At 57.9% G+C, this 17,630-nt stretch carries 16 protein-coding genes; all 16 read right to left on the bottom strand.

Annotation, left to right across the window (positions count from 1 at the left end; translation table 11 throughout):
* Positions 1-11 precede the first annotated feature (11 nt).
* Positions 12-410, bottom strand: a complete 399-nt coding sequence (gene rpsP, locus NHF56_RS17865) for a 30S ribosomal protein S16 (protein WP_252807076.1) — start codon at positions 408-410, stop codon at positions 12-14.
* A 59-nt stretch (positions 411-469) separates the two neighbouring features.
* Positions 470-772, bottom strand: coding sequence for a chorismate mutase (locus NHF56_RS17860; protein WP_252807075.1), 303 nt, complete (start codon positions 770-772; stop codon positions 470-472).
* Positions 769-1,185: a hypothetical protein gene (locus NHF56_RS17855; protein WP_252807074.1), complete on the bottom strand. Its 417-nt coding sequence runs from the start codon at positions 1,183-1,185 to the stop codon at positions 769-771. The genes NHF56_RS17860 and NHF56_RS17855 overlap by 4 nt, the downstream gene beginning before the upstream one ends.
* A gap of 2 nt (positions 1,186-1,187) precedes the next feature.
* Positions 1,188-2,735 (bottom strand): signal recognition particle protein, encoded by a 1,548-nt coding sequence (gene ffh / locus NHF56_RS17850; RefSeq protein ID WP_252807072.1) that lies wholly within the window; start codon positions 2,733-2,735, stop codon positions 1,188-1,190.
* A 290-nt stretch (positions 2,736-3,025) separates the two neighbouring features.
* Entirely contained in the window at positions 3,026-7,150 is a 4,125-nt protein-coding gene (locus tag NHF56_RS17845; RefSeq protein ID WP_252807070.1) for a translocation/assembly module TamB domain-containing protein, read from the bottom strand.
* 88 nt (positions 7,151-7,238) lie between these two features.
* Positions 7,239-9,125 (bottom strand): autotransporter assembly complex family protein, encoded by a 1,887-nt coding sequence (locus NHF56_RS17840; protein WP_252807068.1) that lies wholly within the window; start codon positions 9,123-9,125, stop codon positions 7,239-7,241.
* 176 nt (positions 9,126-9,301) lie between these two features.
* Positions 9,302-9,877 carry a DUF2585 domain-containing protein gene (locus NHF56_RS17835; protein WP_252807066.1) on the bottom strand — a complete coding sequence of 192 codons (576 nt, stop codon included), beginning with the start codon at positions 9,875-9,877 and terminating at the stop codon, positions 9,302-9,304.
* Between the two features lie 4 nt (positions 9,878-9,881).
* Positions 9,882-10,520 (bottom strand): septation protein A, encoded by a 639-nt coding sequence (locus NHF56_RS17830; protein WP_252807064.1) that lies wholly within the window; start codon positions 10,518-10,520, stop codon positions 9,882-9,884.
* A 30-nt stretch (positions 10,521-10,550) separates the two neighbouring features.
* Positions 10,551-12,167: a signal recognition particle-docking protein FtsY gene (gene ftsY / locus NHF56_RS17825; protein WP_252807062.1), complete on the bottom strand. Its 1,617-nt coding sequence runs from the start codon at positions 12,165-12,167 to the stop codon at positions 10,551-10,553.
* A 17-nt stretch (positions 12,168-12,184) separates the two neighbouring features.
* Positions 12,185-13,459, bottom strand: a complete 1,275-nt coding sequence (gene mtaB, locus NHF56_RS17820; protein ID WP_252807060.1) for a tRNA (N(6)-L-threonylcarbamoyladenosine(37)-C(2))-methylthiotransferase MtaB — start codon at positions 13,457-13,459, stop codon at positions 12,185-12,187.
* Positions 13,456-14,355 carry a diaminopimelate epimerase gene (gene dapF / locus NHF56_RS17815; RefSeq protein ID WP_252807058.1) on the bottom strand — a complete coding sequence of 300 codons (900 nt, stop codon included), beginning with the start codon at positions 14,353-14,355 and terminating at the stop codon, positions 13,456-13,458. The genes mtaB and dapF overlap by 4 nt, the downstream gene beginning before the upstream one ends.
* 126 nt (positions 14,356-14,481) lie before the next feature.
* Positions 14,482-15,081, bottom strand: a complete 600-nt coding sequence (locus tag NHF56_RS17810) for a DsbE family thiol:disulfide interchange protein (protein ID WP_252807056.1) — start codon at positions 15,079-15,081, stop codon at positions 14,482-14,484.
* Positions 15,078-15,248, bottom strand: coding sequence for a heme exporter protein CcmD (gene ccmD, locus NHF56_RS17805; RefSeq protein WP_252807054.1), 171 nt, complete (start codon positions 15,246-15,248; stop codon positions 15,078-15,080). The genes NHF56_RS17810 and ccmD overlap by 4 nt, the downstream gene beginning before the upstream one ends.
* On the bottom strand, positions 15,245-16,012 hold the full coding sequence (locus NHF56_RS17800; RefSeq protein WP_252807052.1) for a heme ABC transporter permease: 768 nt from the start codon (positions 16,010-16,012) through the stop codon (positions 15,245-15,247). Before NHF56_RS17800 ends, ccmD begins: the two co-directional genes overlap by 4 nt.
* A 56-nt stretch (positions 16,013-16,068) precedes the next feature.
* A complete protein-coding gene (ccmB, locus tag NHF56_RS17795) occupies positions 16,069-16,728 on the bottom strand; it encodes a heme exporter protein CcmB (RefSeq protein WP_252807050.1) in 660 nt (219 codons plus the stop codon).
* A 156-nt stretch (positions 16,729-16,884) separates the two neighbouring features.
* Positions 16,885-17,496, bottom strand: a complete 612-nt coding sequence (gene ccmA / locus NHF56_RS17790) for a heme ABC exporter ATP-binding protein CcmA (RefSeq protein ID WP_252807346.1) — start codon at positions 17,494-17,496, stop codon at positions 16,885-16,887.
* Between the last annotated feature and the right edge of the window lie 134 nt (positions 17,497-17,630).

The following is a 17,630-nucleotide window of genomic DNA, read 5'->3' as shown; positions in this document are numbered from 1 at the left end:
AGGCAAAAGCCTTATTCAGCAGCAGCTTCTTCAGCCGGTGCAGCAGCGGCTTCAGCTTCAGCGGCAGCCTTTTCAGCAGCAAGGGCTTCCTTTTCCTTGATGCGTTCCTGAGCCTTCTTGCCCGGCAGAGCCTTCTTCGGGTTGTTGCGGGCGTCGCGCTTTGCAAGGCCGGCTTCGTCGAGGAAGCGCATGACGCGGTCGGTCGGCTGTGCGCCGTTTTCGATCCAATGCTTGATACGCTCTTCGTTGAGCTGGATGCGCTCTGCGTTGTCCTTGGCCAGCATCGGGTTCCAGGAACCGAGCTTCTCGATGAAGCGGCCGTCGCGCGGTGCGCGCACGTCAGCAACAACAACGTGGTAATAAGGACGCTTCTTGGAACCGCCACGGGCGAGACGAATTTTCAGTGCCATTTTGTTTCTCCTTCAGGCATTTACGCGCCGGGCTTCCATCCGGCTTATCTCATTAATTTCTAATTGCCGTTATGTTCGGCAGCGATTGCTTCATGATGCCGGATCACTTCCTTGATGATGAAGTTCAAAAACTTCTCAGCAAAATCCGGGTCCAGATTGGCTTCCTTTGCAAGCCTGCGAAGGCGTTCGATCTGGTATTCCTCGCGCGCCGGATCAGACGGCGGCAATTCGTGCGTGGCCTTCAAGACGCCCACGGCCTTGGTACAGCGGAACCGTTCAGCCAGCATATGGATGAGCGCGGCGTCGATATTGTCGATCGACTGGCGGTAGCCCGCGAGCTGTTCCCTTACATTTTCGCTCATATCCAACGTTCCAGCCCGCGACGAATTTCATTCTGCTCAATGTTAAAAAAGCTCCGTGCCGAAGCCCCCAGAGTATTGTACGCTTCTCGCAGGCCAGCTTCATTTCCAGACTCAGCGTTCAAGGCGACTGGAAAGAGAGCATTCTTCAGTTTGGAGTGATGCTCGCAGGACATATCAAGCATCATGTCTATATATTCCATTAGGTATTGGAGACGAATTGAGTCTATCTTACTTGTTTCCCACTTGGCCGTTTCCGCAAATACGTTAGCTACCTTTTCGCGTAGATCGTTAAGCCAAGCTTGACGCAGCTCGGCGCTCCGCTTCCTTCCTTGAAGACGATAGGTTTGGAAAGACACAAACGCAGCAATCGCCGAAAAAAAGACTGTGAAGAGCTGCAAAATATCCATTTGCATACTCACTTCTTCTTGCCCGGCAGACCGGGAAGGCCCGGGAATCCGCCACCAGGCAAGCCCGGCAATCCGCCGCCACCGAGACCTGGCATACCCCTGCCAAGGCCAGCGGCTTCGGCCTGTTTCTGCAGCGCCTCAAGTTGCTTGGGATCCATCTTGGACAGGTCAGGCATGCCGCCCATACCGCCCATACCGCCAAGACCCATCTTGCCGGCAAGACCGCCCATCATCTGGCGCATCATGCCGCCGCCCTTTTTGCCACCCATGGCTTTCATCATGTCGGCCATCTGGCGATGCATCTTCAAGAGTTTGTTGATCTGCGCGGCATCCGTGCCGGAGCCTGCCGCAATGCGTTTCTTGCGCGAATGTTTCAAAAGGTCGGGATTGGCGCGTTCTGCCTTGGTCATCGATGAAATGATGGCGATCTGGCGCTTGAACATCTTGTCGTCGATACCGGCAGCTGCAACCTTGTCCTTCATGCCGGACATGCCCGGCATCATGCCCATCAGACCACCCATGCCGCCAAGCTTTTCCATCTGGCGAAGCTGATCGGCAAGGTCGTTCAAGTCGAACTTGCCCTTGGCCATCTTCTCGGCCATCGCCTGGGCTTTTTCAGCGTCGATCGTCTCGGCGGCTTTTTCCACCAGCGAAACGATATCGCCCATACCGAGAATACGGTCGGCAATACGGCGGGGATGGAACTCTTCGAGTTCGCCCATGCGCTCGCCGACACCGATGAGCTTCACCGGCTTGCCGGTGACGGCACGCATGGAAAGGGCGGCACCGCCACGGCCATCGCCGTCCATACGGGTCAGCACAAGACCGGTAATGCCCACGCGCTCATCGAAATTGCGGGCCAGATTGACCGCGTCCTGACCGGTGAGTGAATCGGCTACGAGCAGAATTTCGTGCGGATTGGCCTTCTTCTTGATATCGGCCATTTCCACCATCAACGGTTCGTCGATGTGGGTACGGCCTGCAGTATCAAGGATCACCACGTCATGGCCGCCGAGCTTGGCAGCCTGCACGGCGCGCGCCGAAATATCGACCGGAGACTGGCCTTCGATGATCGGCAGCGTCTTGACATTGACCTGCTCGCCGAGCTGGCGAAGCTGTTCCTGGGCGGCTGGACGGCGCGTGTCGAGCGAGGCCATCAGCACGCTCTTGCGCTCCCGCTCGGTCAGGCGCTTGGCAATCTTGGCCGTGGTCGTTGTCTTACCCGAACCCTGCAGACCCACCATCATGATGACGACGGGAGCCGCTGCGTTGAGTTCGATGGTCTGGCCTTCGGAGCCGAGCATTTCGACAAGTTCGTCATGCACGATCTTGACGACCATCTGGCCGGGCTTGATGGATTTCAAAACTTCCGCGCCAACGGCTTTTTCACGCACACGGTCGGTGAAGTCGCGCACCACTTCCAAAGCCACATCGGCTTCAAGAAGGGCACGGCGAACCTCGCGCAAAGCCGCCTTGACGTCGCTTTCGGAAAGCGCGCCACGTCCGGTCAGTCCATTCAAGATGGAGCCCAGGCGATCCTGCAGGTTCTCAAACATCAACTCTTCCTTCTCGTTTCGGGATTTGCCCCGAAACGTGGCGTTTCAAACCATCGAATGCAAGACCAAAGCAAATTGACATCCGGGGGCGCAACGCGCTGCCGGATGTTGACCTCCGGGATCGCCGTCCCGGTCAGTGACTCAAGTTTGGCCTTGAGATGGATTTGGCGCGCTTAAACAGGAAAAGGACGGCAAAGTCAAGGCATGCGGCCGTGGCCGCCGCAAAGATCAATTGAAGCCTCTCAATCCGAGACTTCAAAGACAATCCAGCATTTCCGAGACGGACGGCCTCAATATTCCTTCTCGTAGAAAATACCGGCGGCACCGGCGCCATCGCTGTCGGCCTCACCGCGCAACGTCACACCCCTGCCAACGTCAAGGTTGATGATCGCCTTGCCGGAGCCGGTGCCGGTGTTCTGCTGGAGTTCGAGATAGGTCTTGGAATTCAGATACTTTCCAGCCGTCACCTCCGCATTGCCGGCATCGTCGCTGGTCACATCCAGATTGTCCAGCCCGCCAGCCTGCCTGAGCTTGGAAAAGACAGAGCCGGTGCGCGCACCCGTCAGCTGGGCAACGGCATCGGCTAGCTGCGCAATCTGGAACGGTGATAACTTGGAGGTGGACTGCTGGAAGACGAGTTGCGCCAGCACCTCATCCTCCGGCAGGGAAGGCGAGGAGGAGAAGGTGAATTGCGGGTCGTTGGCGGGGCCATCTACACCGATGGTCACGGTTGTCGATCCAGCTTTGGTTGTGGCGTTCAGGGCGAGATTGGGAATAAGCCCGCCGGAAAAGCCGATCTTGCCGGATGTGAAATCGAGCCGCTTGCCAAGCAGGCTCAAGCGCCCGCGGATCATCTCGAAACCGCCCGACACGATAGGGTTTGATGTCGTGCCGTTGATGCCGACAGTGCCGCCGAGTTCTGCATCCATGCCACGGCCACGCACAAAGATCTGGTTCGGCGCTTTCACGGTCAAATCGAGGTTGGCAGCTGCCTGGTTGCCGTCGCCGGTGTTTGCTGGTTTGATCTCCGCATACTGTCGCGCAACATCGGCAGGCGCATTTTTGTGCTCCAGATTGATGGCCGCAATCGAGGTCGGCAGGGTCTCGGGCACGGTGATATTGGCCTGCGCCACATTGATTGTGCCTGCAATGGTGGGCGTACCCGTCAAACCACCGGTGATTTTGACTTCGCCACCCAGCGTGGCGCTGACAAGATTGCCATCGGTATATTGGACTCCGTTCAGGTTGATCGTCAGGTCTGCGGGAAAATCACCGCTGGTGCCGACGGTTCCTGAAGCGGTAAACGAGCCGCCATTGGAGAAATTGCCCTTCACGTCCGATAGGGTGGCAGTGTCACCCTGAAGCTGTACTTCGCCGGTAACGCCTTGAACGGAAATGTTCTGGCGGACGAGATCGGCCCCCACATTATCGAGCGTCACCCTGCCATTGATCTGGGGCGAGGCAAAGGAGCCTGAAACGGTGACATCGGCATTGGCTGTTCCGGTGAACGAAATGCCCTGCCCGGCAGTGGCACCGTTCAGCAGGCTCGTGGAGAGCGGCCCACTAAAGCGCAGATCAAGCGTGTTCGAGGAAAGATTGATCGATCCGCCACCGTTGAGGGAAAGCCCCGCGGCGTTCTTGGCGGCGAGGTCGAGGGAAAGATTATTCCGCTGAAAACGGCCATTGGCGGATGCAGAAATGCTGCCAATGCCAAGCGAGCGCATCTGCGCAACGCTGCTGCCATCCAGCCGAAGGTCGTAGGCAACATCCGGGTCCGATGGTGTTCCGGTCACCTTCACCGTGCCGGAAATGCTGCCCGCAGCCCCAAGATCTTGTGCAAAGGTATTTGCCAGCGAGGCCGGGATGGAAGAAAGCTTGGCGGTGATTGCAAGATCGTCTCCGACGCTGCCGGAAATGTCCAGCGAACCGCCGCCAACGGAAAGGGATGCGCTTTCAATACGTGCGCCGCCGTTAGCAACGACAATGGACGCCGGCTCTTTCAGGCTGATTGGAATACCACGCGGTTTCACATTGAGCGTTTCGAGTGCGACGGTCGTTGCATCGCCTGTCGTAATGGTGCCATTTGCCTTGGCATCCGCGTTGTCATAGCGGGCGGCAAAGTCGAAGGCCACGGCATTGCCGTCGCGGTCGAATGTGAGAACGGGGTTGTCGATGCGATTGCCGCTTGCACTGATTGAGGCGGTTTCCACGCGCCCGGAAATCAGAGGGCCTTGTGTTGTGACATGCACGACCGGCTCGACGATTTCAGCGGATGCGATGGAAAGCCGGCTGCCGGTCGCGTCGATCTTCGCAGCCAGTTCGCCATCGGTCTGGCTGATCTCTGCCGTACCCTTGAGGTCACCGGCCATCTCCTGCCCAGCAATGGCCCCCAGAAGTCCGATCTCGGGAAGATCGAAACTGAACCGGCCATTGGGCTCCAGCGCTTTGGTGAGGGTGAGCGAACCCTGGAGCTGATTGGCACCCGCCTCAGCCTTGATATTGGGAATGCTGTAACCGCCGTTTTCCAGCGTCTGCAGGTCCGCTTCGGCCTGCACGGTCTGGCCGCCCAGCACACCTTCCACCCGAAGCGATGCCGCAGGGCCGACCTCATTTACCTGGCCGGAAAGGGAAGCCGAAAGATCCTGCAATTCCTGACCCGAAACCATCGCCTCGGCCACGGAAAATTCAAACGAAGCGCTGGGCTGCGCAAGGGTTCCGGAGGCCTTGGCCGCCAATTCCGCTTCACCGGAAAGATCGGATCGCCACAGGCTGAGATCGGGAATCTTGCCCGTCAGATCAGCGCTGATGGCACCGTCGTCGAGGCTGGCGCTGCCCTGCGCACTCAAAAGCTCGGAATCGATCGTGAGTGTCGGCAGGGCAAAATTGCCGTCGGCGGAAAATGTGGCCCTGCCTTCAAGCCCGGTCGCCTTCGTCACATTGGCAGCGAGATCAGGCGGCAGAACGGAGGGCGCTGCAAAAAGCTTGAAGTCGGCGCTGCCGGTGCTCTCTGCAAGATCATATTGCGCGTCGAAAGTGCCACCAATGCTGGCACTCTGCAGCTCTGCCCCTTCAACGCTCACCTGGTCGCCATCGACCGTCAAGGGCAAGCCAAGCGTCAGCGGCGCCTCAACAAGCCGATCGAGATTCTCATCATCAAAGCGGCTCGAATCTACCCTCAATGTTGCAGAGATCGCGCCCGCGCGGTTTTTAAGGTCGAACGCACCTGAACGAATGCTCAAGTTCACACCATCAATTTCGCCGGCCTGGACTTCCACTTTATCCAGTGCCGCATTCACCGTGATGTTCGAGGCTTCAGCCGGACCGGAAATGGCGATATCCGCGCTTTTGAGCAGAACGCGCCAGCCACCATCATCCGTGAGAAAGTTGAAGTCGGCGACATCGTTGAGGGCGGTAATCTGCGCTTGCAGGTCGTTTTGACCCTCGGGCGTGTAGCGACCGGAAACTTTCGCGGAAAGCGCACCGGTCTGCACCAGACCACGGTTCACGCTGACCGAGCCTTCCGTGCCGATCTCGGCTTCCACATCGACCTTTGTCGTGCCGGCAAAAAGCGGCGAAACCGCCGGCGGCATCAGTGCATCAAGCGCGCCGCCACCGCTGACGGCAATAATGTTCTTGCCCGATTCCGGCTGGCGGTAATTGGCGTCGAAACGCACCACTTCGACACCTTCCAGCGCGCCATGCGCCTCACCCTTCCAATTGTTAAGCGGTCCCTTGCCTTCCACATTGATCGCCAGTGCCGGATCGCCGGGCAATTTCAGCAGGGATGAAACGAAACCGCCATTGGCTTCATTGACGTTCAAATCCAGAGCAAGATTGTTTGCTGCGACGTCGTAGTCGACCTTGGCAACCACCTCCGCATCGCCGCGATTGAGATCGGTCGCCTTCAGATCGGTCGCAATCCGGTCCTGATCAAGCGCCAAATTGCCGTTCAGCGCAAGCTTCTCGGTCTTGCCGGAGAAGGTCTCGCCCAAGATGACCTGCGGTAGCGATATGCCGTTTATGTCGAGCGCAACCGGCAGGCCGCCGGAGGATGTGTCGCCCGTGCTGTCACTTTCGGGAAGCCGGTCAAGGTTGACCGCATCAGCACTGAGCGCATTCACTTTCAGCGTCGCGGACAAAAGGTCGACTGGCGACCAGTCGGCCTTCAGATTATCGATTTCGAGCCACGTGTCTTCGGCATCAGCAATCGCAATATGCTTTGCGGTCAAGTCTCCGCTCAAAAGCGCACTCGGTTCGTCGATGCTGATTTTGAGGTTATCTGAGTTGATCAGCGGCAGTGCGATATTCAGGGCCAGCCGGGTTCCTGTCTGCGTGAAGCCGGCAAAGGCAATCCCGCCGACAAACAAAAGCAGCAGGAGGCCCAGGATAACAAAGAGCGTCTTGATATATTTCATTCTGTAATTTGCTGCTTTCCGATCATGACAGGCGCCGAAGGGGAATCACCCCCAACGCACTATAACAACGATTGTGCGGAAAGTTGGTTCAAAACGCCTGGCCGATACCCGCGTAGAGGCCGAACCGGCTGCCACCGGGATAGCGTTTCAGCGGAACAGCTACATCAAGCCGCAATGGCCCGAACGGCGTTGCATAGCGAATGCCGACACCGGCACCGGCACGAAAATCGGAAAACGTCGGTGTGGCCGAACTGCCGACTGTGCCAAAATCGAGGAAGGGAACCACGCCAAACGTGTCGCTCACCGAAATACGCGCCTCGACCGAGCCGACAATATAAGAGCGACCGCCAAGCGCCTGATCGGCCGCATTGTAGGGTGAGATTTCCTGATAGGAGTAACCGCGCACCGAACCGCCCCCACCGAGATAGAATCGCCGGTTCGCCGGAATATCACCCAGGTTGGAAACGCCAAGCAGACTTCCCGCTCCGAGCTTCCCCGCAAGCACCGTGCTTCCGCCAACATCGTAATAAGCAGACGCGCTGGCCTCCAGAGAGGTGAAGATGGTCTTGGAGTTGAACTCGTAGCCGGGCGTCGCCTTTGCCATCACCCGGTAGCCCTCGGTCGGGTTCAGCTTGTCATCGGTCGCATCGCGCTCCCATTCAAGCGGCGTTACGAGCGTCAGGTAATGGTTGGTGCCATAGGCATCTGTGTTTTCCGTCCAGGCGAAGTTCATCCCCCCCGTCAACGTATCCTGATCGGTCAGTTCGAAGCTGGTGGACGCCCCGCCGCCCAGCGTCTTCTCCTTGTAACTGTCATTCGTGGTCATCGCCGCTTTCAGGCTGGCGCTGAATGTGGTGCGCGGACCAAAGGCACCCGGTTTCGAAAACAACAAAGACGTCGCGTAGTCGAGATCGCGAAAGTTCCGCGTACGGCCAAGGCCGCTGACCGAGCCGCTCAACTTCAATGTCTCAGCATTGCCAAACAGGTTGCGATGTCCCCAATAGCCTTCCAAGCCAAGGCCCTCGTTGGACGACACCTGTGCGCCGATACCGAAATAGCGCGGTTTGGCCTCCTTGACGGTAATCGTCATCGGTATCGCCCCATTCGCGTCCAGTTCTTCGGCATTGGTGATGGTGGCAGACGATATAATCGGCAGCGCCCGCAGCCGTTTTGCCGCGCGTTTCACATCATCCGGCGAATAGGTCTCGCCCGTCTCAAGTCGCGACCATGAGGCGATGAATTCCGGATTGACCGCGTCCGCACCATCAATCGACACCGGACCAAAGGGCGCCACAGGGCCGCCGGCTGCAGCAATTGTCACGTCCACCGTATTGGTGCGGTGATCGGCCACCACTTGACGATTGGTCAGTTTGGCGAGCGGCCGGCCTTCCGATTTCAAAGCCGTCACGATCTTGGAGGACGCATCAATGATCTCTGCTGAACCCGCAGGCTCGCCGGTTTCAAGGCCGTAATCCGCGGGATTGAATGGTGCAGCATCACCCTCCAGATGGACGGTGCCGAGCTTGAAAACGGGACCAGGCTCAACGCTGATTTCCACAGGCACCGGGCGCGACGTGTCGAACTGCGGCGACGGCGGAAGCGCATCGATATCGCGCCCGTCAACCGTCACATTCACGATCGCTCCATAACGGGCCTTCTCATAAAGTGCCGCCACCAGCCGGTCGCGGTCGTCGCGCGCCTTGACTGCGAGACCGAACGAACCTTCCACAGGCTCGTCCTCGTCCTGCACCAGATTGGACTGTTCCTCCAGAAAGTCATCCAGTTCGGGGTCACTGCTTTTCAGGTCGACGGAATAGGACACTGGGTCACGCAGAGTATCGGACGTATCGTCGCCTTCGAAAAATTTCATGCCGAAGATTTCAAACGCCATCGCCCGTTCAGGCAAACCTGAAAGGCAGACGGCCAAAGCCGTGGCAGCCACCAGAGGTGCCGCGCGCCGGTACGCAATACTCATTCCCGGTCCCGTCTTTTTCACTCGACTGTCATTCACTATGAAACAATTCTGCTACCAGAGTGTAAAATTCTGTGCCGATTTAACCAGAGTTTCATCTGCTTGTCAGGCGTCTTCATGGCATTGCTTTGTGTCGTTCCGCAATGCCTAAGAACAACCATGCCCGGTTCAAATCTGCGTTATCCCAGCGCATTCTGCCAATTGCGGACAGCCTCAATCGGCCAGATCAGCATGATCACATTCAGCGTGAGATTGTCGCGTATGATCCAGCCGGTGAGCAATTCGAACACGATTGCAATGGTAATTGTCAGCCAAACCGGCGCGCGTGCGGCAAACCAGAAACCCAATATCATAAAGATCGAATCCGAGGCGGAATTCAAGATACTGTCGCCAGTGTATCCGACCGCAGCCGTTTCGCTGCGATACCGATCAATGATCAGCGGTGAATTTTCCAGAAGCTCCCAGAAGACCTCCACCACCATGGCAAAGGTCAGCCGCGTTGCCACACTTTTACGGCGAAGCAGAAGGTGGAAAACCAGGTAGAAGATGAACCCGTGGATGATATGGGATGGCGTATACCAATCCATCAGATGTTGTGAATTGCCCGGCGTGTTGACGCCGGGTTCGAAGAGTTTGACATAGCCGCAGGTGCAAATGGGAACCCGGCCCATGGCGTAAAGGATTGCGATTTGCGCAACCAACAGACCCAGAACAGCAAGGAGCGCAAAGCGCACATGATTGTGCTGGGACGCCATGCGCCTATTCCGCAGCGTTTTCGGGCTCTTCCACCGTGTGACGCATGATCATCGGCATCTGCAACATGGTGAAGAGAATGGTGATCGGCATCGTTCCCCAAAGCTTGAAGCTGATCCAGGCCTCATCAGAGAAATTGCGCCAAACCACTTCGTTCAGGATCGCCAAAAAGAAGAAGAAGATACCCCAGCGAAACGTAAGCTTGCGCCAACCTTCGTCATCCAGATTGAACGCGGAATTGAAGACATAGCCGAGCAGCGACTTGCCGAAGAAAAGGCCACCGAGAAGCACAGTGCCGAAGATCGCATTGATGATCGTCGGCTTCATTTTGATGAAGAGTTCATTGTGCAGATAAATGCCGAGCCCGCCGAAGGCCAAAACAATGCCGCAGGATACCAGTGGCATCAGCGGCAGGTGTTTGAACACGATCTTGGAAACGACGAGCGAAAGAACGGTGGCAACCATGAAAAACGCGGTGGCCACGAACAATGGCCCACCCAGTTCGGAAAGCGGGGGGAAGGTCTTCTCGAGCCACTCGCCGCGCAGATTGGCAAAAAAGAAGACAATGATGGGGCCAAGCTCCAGTACGAATTTCAGGAGCCCGTTTTCCTTAGGCTTCACTTCGGTGTTGTTGGCCTCGGCCATCTTTTCTTCTTTCTCGTGTTTGCGGAGAATTCAGTGCAGACCGGCGACGGCCTTGGCGAATTCACCCGCCTCAAAGGGTTCCAGATCATCGACACCTTCGCCGACGCCGATGAAATAGACCGGCAGCTTATGCTTGGCCGCAATCGCAACAAGGATGCCGCCGCGGGCCGTGCCGTCGAGCTTGGTCATCACCAGCCCCGACACACCCGCCACATTGCGGAAGATTTCCACCTGTTGCAGCGCGTTCTGTCCTGTCGTCGCATCCAGCGTTTGCAAAACCGTATGCGGGGCATCGGGATCAAGCTTGCCGAGCACGCGCACGATCTTCTCCAATTCGGCCATCAATTCGGCTTTATTTTGAAGACGGCCGGCTGTATCGATAATGAGAACGTCCGAGCCCTTTTCCTTCGCCTGTTTGAAGGCGTCAAAAGCAAGGCCAGCCGCATCCGCACCGAGTGTTGTGCCGATGAATTCTGAACCGGTGCGATCAGCCCAGATTTTCAGCTGTTCAATCGCCGCAGCGCGGAATGTATCGCCAGCAGCCAGCATCACCTTCAACCCGGCACCGGAGAGCTTGGCGGCAAGCTTGCCGATGGTTGTCGTCTTGCCGGTGCCGTTGACGCCCACCACCAGGATCACATGCGGTTTGTGGTTCAGGTCGAGCGCCAGAGGCTTCGCCACGGGAGTGAGAACTTTCTCGATTTCCCGTGCCATGATGGCGACAACCTCTTCGCCGCTCACGTCGCGGCCGTAACGCTCCGACGACAGCGTATCCGTGACCCGAAGCGCCGTTTCCACGCCGAGATCGGCCTGGATGAGCAGATCTTCCAATTCTTCGAGCGTATCTTCGTCCAGCTTGCGCTTTGTAAAGAGCGCGGTGATCTGACCGGTCAGCTGGGACGAGGTGCGCGCAAGGCCCGCCCGCAACCGCTGAAACCACGAAAGACGCGGGGCTGGCGCGGCAACCTCCGGCGTGGCGGCAGTTTCCTTTGCTGTCGAAAACCCCTTAGGCAGCACGGTTTCCTTCACCGCTAGCAAATCGGAAGCATCGTCAGGTTCCGGCATGGGAGAACCGAGATCGGCATCCCACTCGCTCAGTTCCTCAGCCTCTTCAACACTGATTTCGGGGACCTGGTGCTGAACAGGCGCGGCGGGCTCTTCCGCAGGCGCTGGTTCATCCGACACTCCAGCCAAGGGTTCGGGATCAGCGGTGTTGGCATCCCAATCGGCCAGTTTTTCAGCCTCTTCCGCGCTCAGATCATCGCTGTCCGGCCTATCATGTTGTATATCCGCTGTGGCAGGCTCAGGCGCTGGTTCGGGCAAATCCGCATCCCAGTCGGCCAGATCTTCGGCCTCATCCAGGCTGATTTCGGTAACATGCGGGGGTTCAGGTTCGGCAGCATGTTCGGCCGCAAATTCTTGCGCCGTTTCGTCTGAAACGCCGGGCTCTGGCTCCGGGTCGGGCAAGCCGCCGTCCCAATCAGCCAGTGCCTCGGCCTCAGCAAGGCTTATATCACCAGCAGCGCGGTCGGCTTCAGCAGCTGTTTCTTCTGCGGCTTCAATGTGCGGAACGGCATCCTGCTTGTCGGATGCTTCCTCGCTCTTCTTGCCGAAGGTGAAAACCTTTTTGATAAATCCAAGCGCCATGGCCGTTCCGTTTCCGCTCACGCCGCGCTGGCGGCAATGTCTCTCATCATCAGATATTTGCCATCGTGACCGGCAATTTCAACCTCGACGAAGGTGCCGGGCTCAAGATCGGGCGTGCGCACGATCGTGAAGTCCTGCGTATGCGCCACCCCGCCGCGTTCGGCAAGCACCATCTGGCGCGTGCCGGCAAAACGGTCGAGATGCATAGCCAGCAATTCACCGCCCTTTTCCCGAAGCCTTGCCGCTCTTTCCTTCACGACACGACGGTCGAGCTGCGGCATGCGCGCCGCTGGTGTACCTTCGCGCGGGCTGAAGGGAAAGACGTGCAGATTGGCAATGCCGATCTCTTCGGCCAGTGCCACCATATTGGCAAAGGCCTCTTCGGTTTCGGTTGGAAAGCCGGCTATGAAATCCGCGCCAAAGCTCATTTCAGGCCGCAAGCGGCGCGCTTCATGGCAGAAGTTCAGCGCATCCTCGCGCGAATGCCGCCGTTTCATGCGCTTGAGGATCAGATTGTCGCCATGCTGCAGCGAAAGGTGCAGATGCGGCATGAAACGCGGCTCATCCGCGATCAGATCAAGCAAATGCCGGTCAATCTCCACTGAATCGATGGACGAAAGCCTAAGCCGCCGGATCTCCGGCACCTGTTTGAGAAGCGTCTTGGCAAGCTGCCCCAGGCTCGGGCTGCCGGGAAGATCGGCACCATAGGATGTGGCGTCGACCCCGGTGAGCACGATTTCCTTGTAGCCGCTTTCAACCAGCTTTCGCGCCTGATCCACGACAGCACCCATAGGCACAGAGCGCGAATTGCCGCGACCATAGGGGATGATGCAAAAGGTGCAGCGATGATCGCAGCCGTTTTGCACCTGAATGAAAGCACGCACATGCCCGTCGATCAGCTCCACCATCTGGGGCGCTGTCTCGGTGACGCTCATGATGTCGTTGACGCGCAGCTTTTCTTCTGCCGACACGCCGAAATCGGGCAAGGCTGCATAAGAGGTGCTTTTCAGCTTCTCTTCATTGCCGATCACCGCGTCCACTTCCGGCATATTGGCAAAATCGTCTGGCGTGGTTTGGGCCGCACAGCCGGTGACCACGATGCGGGCCTGCGGATTTTCGCGCCGCGCCCGGCGAATGGCCTGCCGCGCCTGACGCACGGCCTCGCCGGTAACCGCACAGGTGTTCACCAGCACGGCATTGTCGAGCCCGGCTTTGGCAGCCTCAGCCTTCATCACTTCGGATTCATAGGTATTGAGGCGACAGCCGAAGGTTATGACTTCGACGCCCTTCAAATCGCCCTCGCCTCGTCCTGATCACGTTGCCAGTCGCCGGTTTCAGGATCAAGCTCACCGGACCATTCCCATTCGGCAGGTCCAGTCATGATCACATGGTCATCGTCGCGCCATTCAAGCTCCAGCTTGGAAGGAGCCGGTGCGCTGGCGACATTGATGGTAACCTTGCGTTCCGTGCGACCGGTGCGAACGCCATTGACAGCTGTCGCACAAGCGGCAGAACCGCAGGCAAGCGTAAGGCCAGCACCTCGTTCCCATGTGCGGGTGGTAATCGACGTCGGCGATGTGACCTGCGCAATGGTGATATTGGCGCGTTCGGGAAACATTGGATGATTTTCCAGAAGCGGCCCGAATTTTTCCAGATCATAAGACCAGACGTCCTTGTTGACCCAGAAAACCGCATGCGGATTGCCCATGGACATAACCGAGGGCGAGTGCAGAACCGGATCGTCAATCGGTCCGATCTGCAGCTCGATGCGGCTTGTATCGTGAAACTCTTCGGCCAGCGGGATCTTGTCCCACTCAAAAACCGGTTTGCCCATATCGACGGAAATCAGCCCGTCTTCATGTTCGATCGCATTCAAAATGCCGGCGATGGTCTGGAAGGTAAACACCTGCTTGCCGGTTTCGGCAGCAAGCGCCTGCACCACGCAACGCGTACCGTTACCACAAGCCTGCGCAAACGTGCCGTCGCAATTGAGAATGTCGATCCAGGCATCCGTGCCCTCGGCCTTCGGGTCGTAGACGGCCATGATCTGGTCAAAACTGGTTTGCGGGTCGGCGGCAAGCGCAATGGCCGCTTTCGGCGTGATCTTGTCCTTGCGGCCACGCATATCGACCACGAGAATCTTGTTCCCGAGCCCGTTCATCTTGGCAAATGGTGCGCGTTCAGACATGTCACCGCTTCCGGTCAAAGTGTTAATCTGACGCCTATATGGCGGAATTGCACGTGAATTTCCAGTGCAGAGGCCCGCAACGACTGCAACCAGCGAACCGCCCAGCCGTCAAATCAACTTCGTTCCTCAGCGTCCAGCCTGACCCGAAGCCTTTTCGATGTGTGGCATCAACTCGTTTTGAATGCTGTCCGGGTCAAACGGACCGACCTTTTTGTAGATGATCTTGCCGGTTTCATCGACCAGATAGGTTTCCGGCACACCGTAAACACCCCAGTCGATCGCCGCCTTGCCGTTCGGATCAACACCGATCGCCGCGAACGGATTGCCGAACTCTTCCAGGAAGGACAAGGCATTGGCATTCTTGTCCTTGTAATTGATGCCCACGATCTGGATGCGCGGGTCCTTGGCCAGTTCCATCAGCTCCGGCGCCTCATCGCGGCAGGGTATGCACCACGACGCCCACACATTGACGAGCGTCAGCTTGCCCTTGACGGCTTCATAGGTGAGCGCGGGCGTGTTGGCGCCTTCAAGAGGCTGCATATTCAGCGATGGTGCCGGTTTGTTGAGCAGGGCTGAGGGCAGGACGGAGGGATCTTTGCCGCTTTCAAGCTGCATCCAGAAAACGCCCGACAGCAGAATGAAGATCAGAAAGGGCAGGAACGCAATCACGATTCCGGTCTTGGAGAGACCACCCTTTTTTTCGGGCTGAACTGGTTCGTCCGTCATTTTGCGCCTTCCGCAGACCCGGCAGAGCGACGGCGAATGCCCGACGCTTCCAGCTTTTGCAGTTCCTTCCGGCGAGCTCGGCTGTCCAACCAGGTCCAGACGACGATACCAACGATGGTCAGCGCCGCGATGCCGTAGGAAGCGTAGATATAAAAAGCGTGGCTCATCGTTGAACCTCGCGCGACGCCTTTCTGGCAGCCAAGCGGCGCATATTGGCAATACGGCGGCGCCAGATTTCGGTGCGGATGGCCATGAAGTGCAGTGTGAAAAACAGCATGGTGAAGGCAAGCGCCATCACAAACAAGGGCCGCAGGAATTCCGGATCGATGGTCGGCCCATCAAGCCGCATCACAGATGCAGGCTGATGCAGCGTGTTCCACCACTCCACCGAAAACTTGATAATCGGGATGTTGACGAAGCCAATGAGGATCATCACCGCCGAAACACGTGCTGCGCGCAGCGGATCATCCATGGCGCGGTTGAACGCGATCAAGCCGAGATACATCAGGAAGAGGATGAAAACCGAGGTCAGGCGCGCATCCCACACCCACCAGGTGCCCCACATGGGCTTGCCCCAGAGTGAGCCGGTCACGAGCGCGAGAAAGGTGAAAGCAGCCCCGAGCGGAGCAGCGGTCTTGGCCGCAACATCAGCCAGCGGATGACGCCAGACCAAGGTTCCAAGTGCGGCAATCGCCATCACCGAATAACACATCATTGAGAGCCACGCCGCTGGCACATGGATATACATGATGCGCACGGTCAGTCCCTGCTGATAATCGCCTTCCGTCGTGAAACTCAGATAGAGCCCGACGGCAAACAGGATCGCGGTGATTGCGCCAAGCCATGGCAGCACGCGATTGACCAGCGCGATAAACCGCGTCGGATTGGCCAGATCAGTCAGCCAGGAAAAGGAAAGCGTGTTCTCAGTCATGCCGGTTTCCTATCCGCAAACACTGGATGCTGCAATTGATCTTAATCAAAACCGTTTCAATCTGACGAAGATTTGAGCGCCATGGACGCGGCAAAAGGCCCGATGACCGCAAACAGCAGCGTAATAGCCGTTAATATCATAAAAGGCGGCAAAAACGGGGCGGGGTCTTCCACAGCGGCATAGGTTGCCGAAACGCCGAAGATCAGCACCGGAATTGCCAGCGGCAGAACCAGGATCGAGACCAGAAGCCCGCCCCGCGGCAAAGAGACCGCAACCGCTGCACCCGCCGCACCGATGAATGTCAGTGCTGGCGAACCAACAAGCAGGGTGATCAGCGTGGCACCGATGGCCACTTCATTCATATTCATGAAGAGACCGAGAACCGGCGAGGCAATCACCAGCGGCAAGCCGTTTGCCACCCAATGGGCCAGGCATTTCACGAAAACAGTCAGCACCAGCGGGTTTTCCTGCATCAGGAGAAGATCGAGCGAACCATCTTCACGCTCGGCCTGAAACAACCGATCAAGACCAAGAAGCGCTGAAAGCAAGGCACCGATCCAAAGAATGGCAGGACCGATACGCGACAGCAGATTGAGGTCGGGACCAACGCCGAAAGGAATGACAGCCACGACGGTCATGAAAAACAGGACGCCGATCAACGCGCCGCCGCCTGCACGGATGGCCAGTTTGATATCGCGGAGGAAGAGTGCGGTCATGCATCGCTCCTGTCTTCTCCCCTTGGGGAGAAGGTGGCCCGTAGGGCCGGATGAGGGGTTTTCATGAGGTGGCGGGAACCCCTCATCGCCTCACGTCGTTCGGCACTTCTCCCCAAGGGGAGAAGGGGGAGCGTGACGCGCGCCTCTTTGCCGCATTCAATCCACATACTCAAACCCCTTCATCACGAGGCTCTGCGGCGCTTTCAGCCCGAGTGGCTGATGCGTTGCCGCGACAATGATCCCGCCCCGCGCCTGAAAATCCTGGCAGAGCTTGCCGAACATTGCATCAGAGGCTGCATCGAGTGCCGCCGTCGGTTCGTCGAGAAGCCAGACCGGGCGTTGCACCACGAGAAGCTTGGCCATGGCCATGCGACGCTGTTGCCCCGCCGAGAGGTAGCCGAAAGGCAAGTGGGTGATACCGCCCAAACCGACGGCCTCTGCGGCTTCGGTGGCTGAAACCGCACCTTCGCCACCACCCATAAAGTCCCGCCAGAAATCGAGATTTTCCTCCACTGTCAGTTCACGTTTCATCGCGTTGCGATGGCCAAGATAGTGGCAGGCTTCGGCGGCGCGCTCATAGCCTTCAGCTGCCACACTGCCGGTTTCGGCATAGAGCAAACCGGCCACCACCCTGAGTAGCGTGGACTTGCCCGAACCGTTGGGGCCAGTCACCAGAAGCGCTTCACCATCGCTGAGCGAAAAGGAAATATCGCGAAACAGCAGCTCCTCGCCGCGCCGCGCACCCAGATTTTCCGCCATAAACCGCATTGCTGTCGCACTTCTGCGGCTCATGAATGCCGCGTTGCCAAAAAAATGTTTCTTTTCACCCTTATAGGGTCTGGCACCATCTTTAGAATAGGTCTATAAGGCCCGCAACCACGCCAGCAGCCGGTGTGATCTTT

Origin of the sequence: Rhizobium sp. L1K21 (genome assembly GCF_024055895.1) — a bacterium.
Lineage (GTDB): Bacteria > Pseudomonadota > Alphaproteobacteria > Rhizobiales > Rhizobiaceae > Ensifer_A.
This window is presented reverse-complemented; position numbering and strand designations above follow the sequence as displayed.

What these genes read in the sequence shown, in the direction of transcription:
- NHF56_RS17830 (WP_252807064.1), bottom strand. Translation starts at nt 10,520, where the DNA reads ATGGCCGAGGCCAACAACACCGAAGTGAAGCCTAAGGAAAACGGGCTC.
- NHF56_RS17860 (WP_252807075.1), bottom strand. Translation starts at nt 772, where the DNA reads ATGAGCGAAAATGTAAGGGAACAGCTCGCGGGCTACCGCCAGTCGATC.
- ccmD (WP_252807054.1), bottom strand. Translation starts at nt 15,248, where the DNA reads ATGAGCCACGCTTTTTATATCTACGCTTCCTACGGCATCGCGGCGCTG.
- NHF56_RS17810 (WP_252807056.1), bottom strand. Translation starts at nt 15,081, where the DNA reads ATGACGGACGAACCAGTTCAGCCCGAAAAAAAGGGTGGTCTCTCCAAG.
- dapF (WP_252807058.1), bottom strand. Translation starts at nt 14,355, where the DNA reads ATGTCTGAACGCGCACCATTTGCCAAGATGAACGGGCTCGGGAACAAG.
- ftsY (WP_252807062.1), bottom strand. Translation starts at nt 12,167, where the DNA reads ATGGCGCTTGGATTTATCAAAAAGGTTTTCACCTTCGGCAAGAAGAGC.
- NHF56_RS17835 (WP_252807066.1), bottom strand. Translation starts at nt 9,877, where the DNA reads ATGGCGTCCCAGCACAATCATGTGCGCTTTGCGCTCCTTGCTGTTCTG.
- NHF56_RS17800 (WP_252807052.1), bottom strand. Translation starts at nt 16,012, where the DNA reads ATGACTGAGAACACGCTTTCCTTTTCCTGGCTGACTGATCTGGCCAAT.
- rpsP (WP_252807076.1), bottom strand. Translation starts at nt 410, where the DNA reads ATGGCACTGAAAATTCGTCTCGCCCGTGGCGGTTCCAAGAAGCGTCCT.
- ccmB (WP_252807050.1), bottom strand. Translation starts at nt 16,728, where the DNA reads ATGACCGCACTCTTCCTCCGCGATATCAAACTGGCCATCCGTGCAGGC.
- NHF56_RS17855 (WP_252807074.1), bottom strand. Translation starts at nt 1,185, where the DNA reads ATGCAAATGGATATTTTGCAGCTCTTCACAGTCTTTTTTTCGGCGATT.
- NHF56_RS17840 (WP_252807068.1), bottom strand. Translation starts at nt 9,125, where the DNA reads ATGAGTATTGCGTACCGGCGCGCGGCACCTCTGGTGGCTGCCACGGCT.
- ccmA (WP_252807346.1), bottom strand. Translation starts at nt 17,496, where the DNA reads ATGCGGTTTATGGCGGAAAATCTGGGTGCGCGGCGCGGCGAGGAGCTG.
- NHF56_RS17845 (WP_252807070.1), bottom strand. Translation starts at nt 7,150, where the DNA reads ATGAAATATATCAAGACGCTCTTTGTTATCCTGGGCCTCCTGCTGCTT.
- ffh (WP_252807072.1), bottom strand. Translation starts at nt 2,735, where the DNA reads ATGTTTGAGAACCTGCAGGATCGCCTGGGCTCCATCTTGAATGGACTG.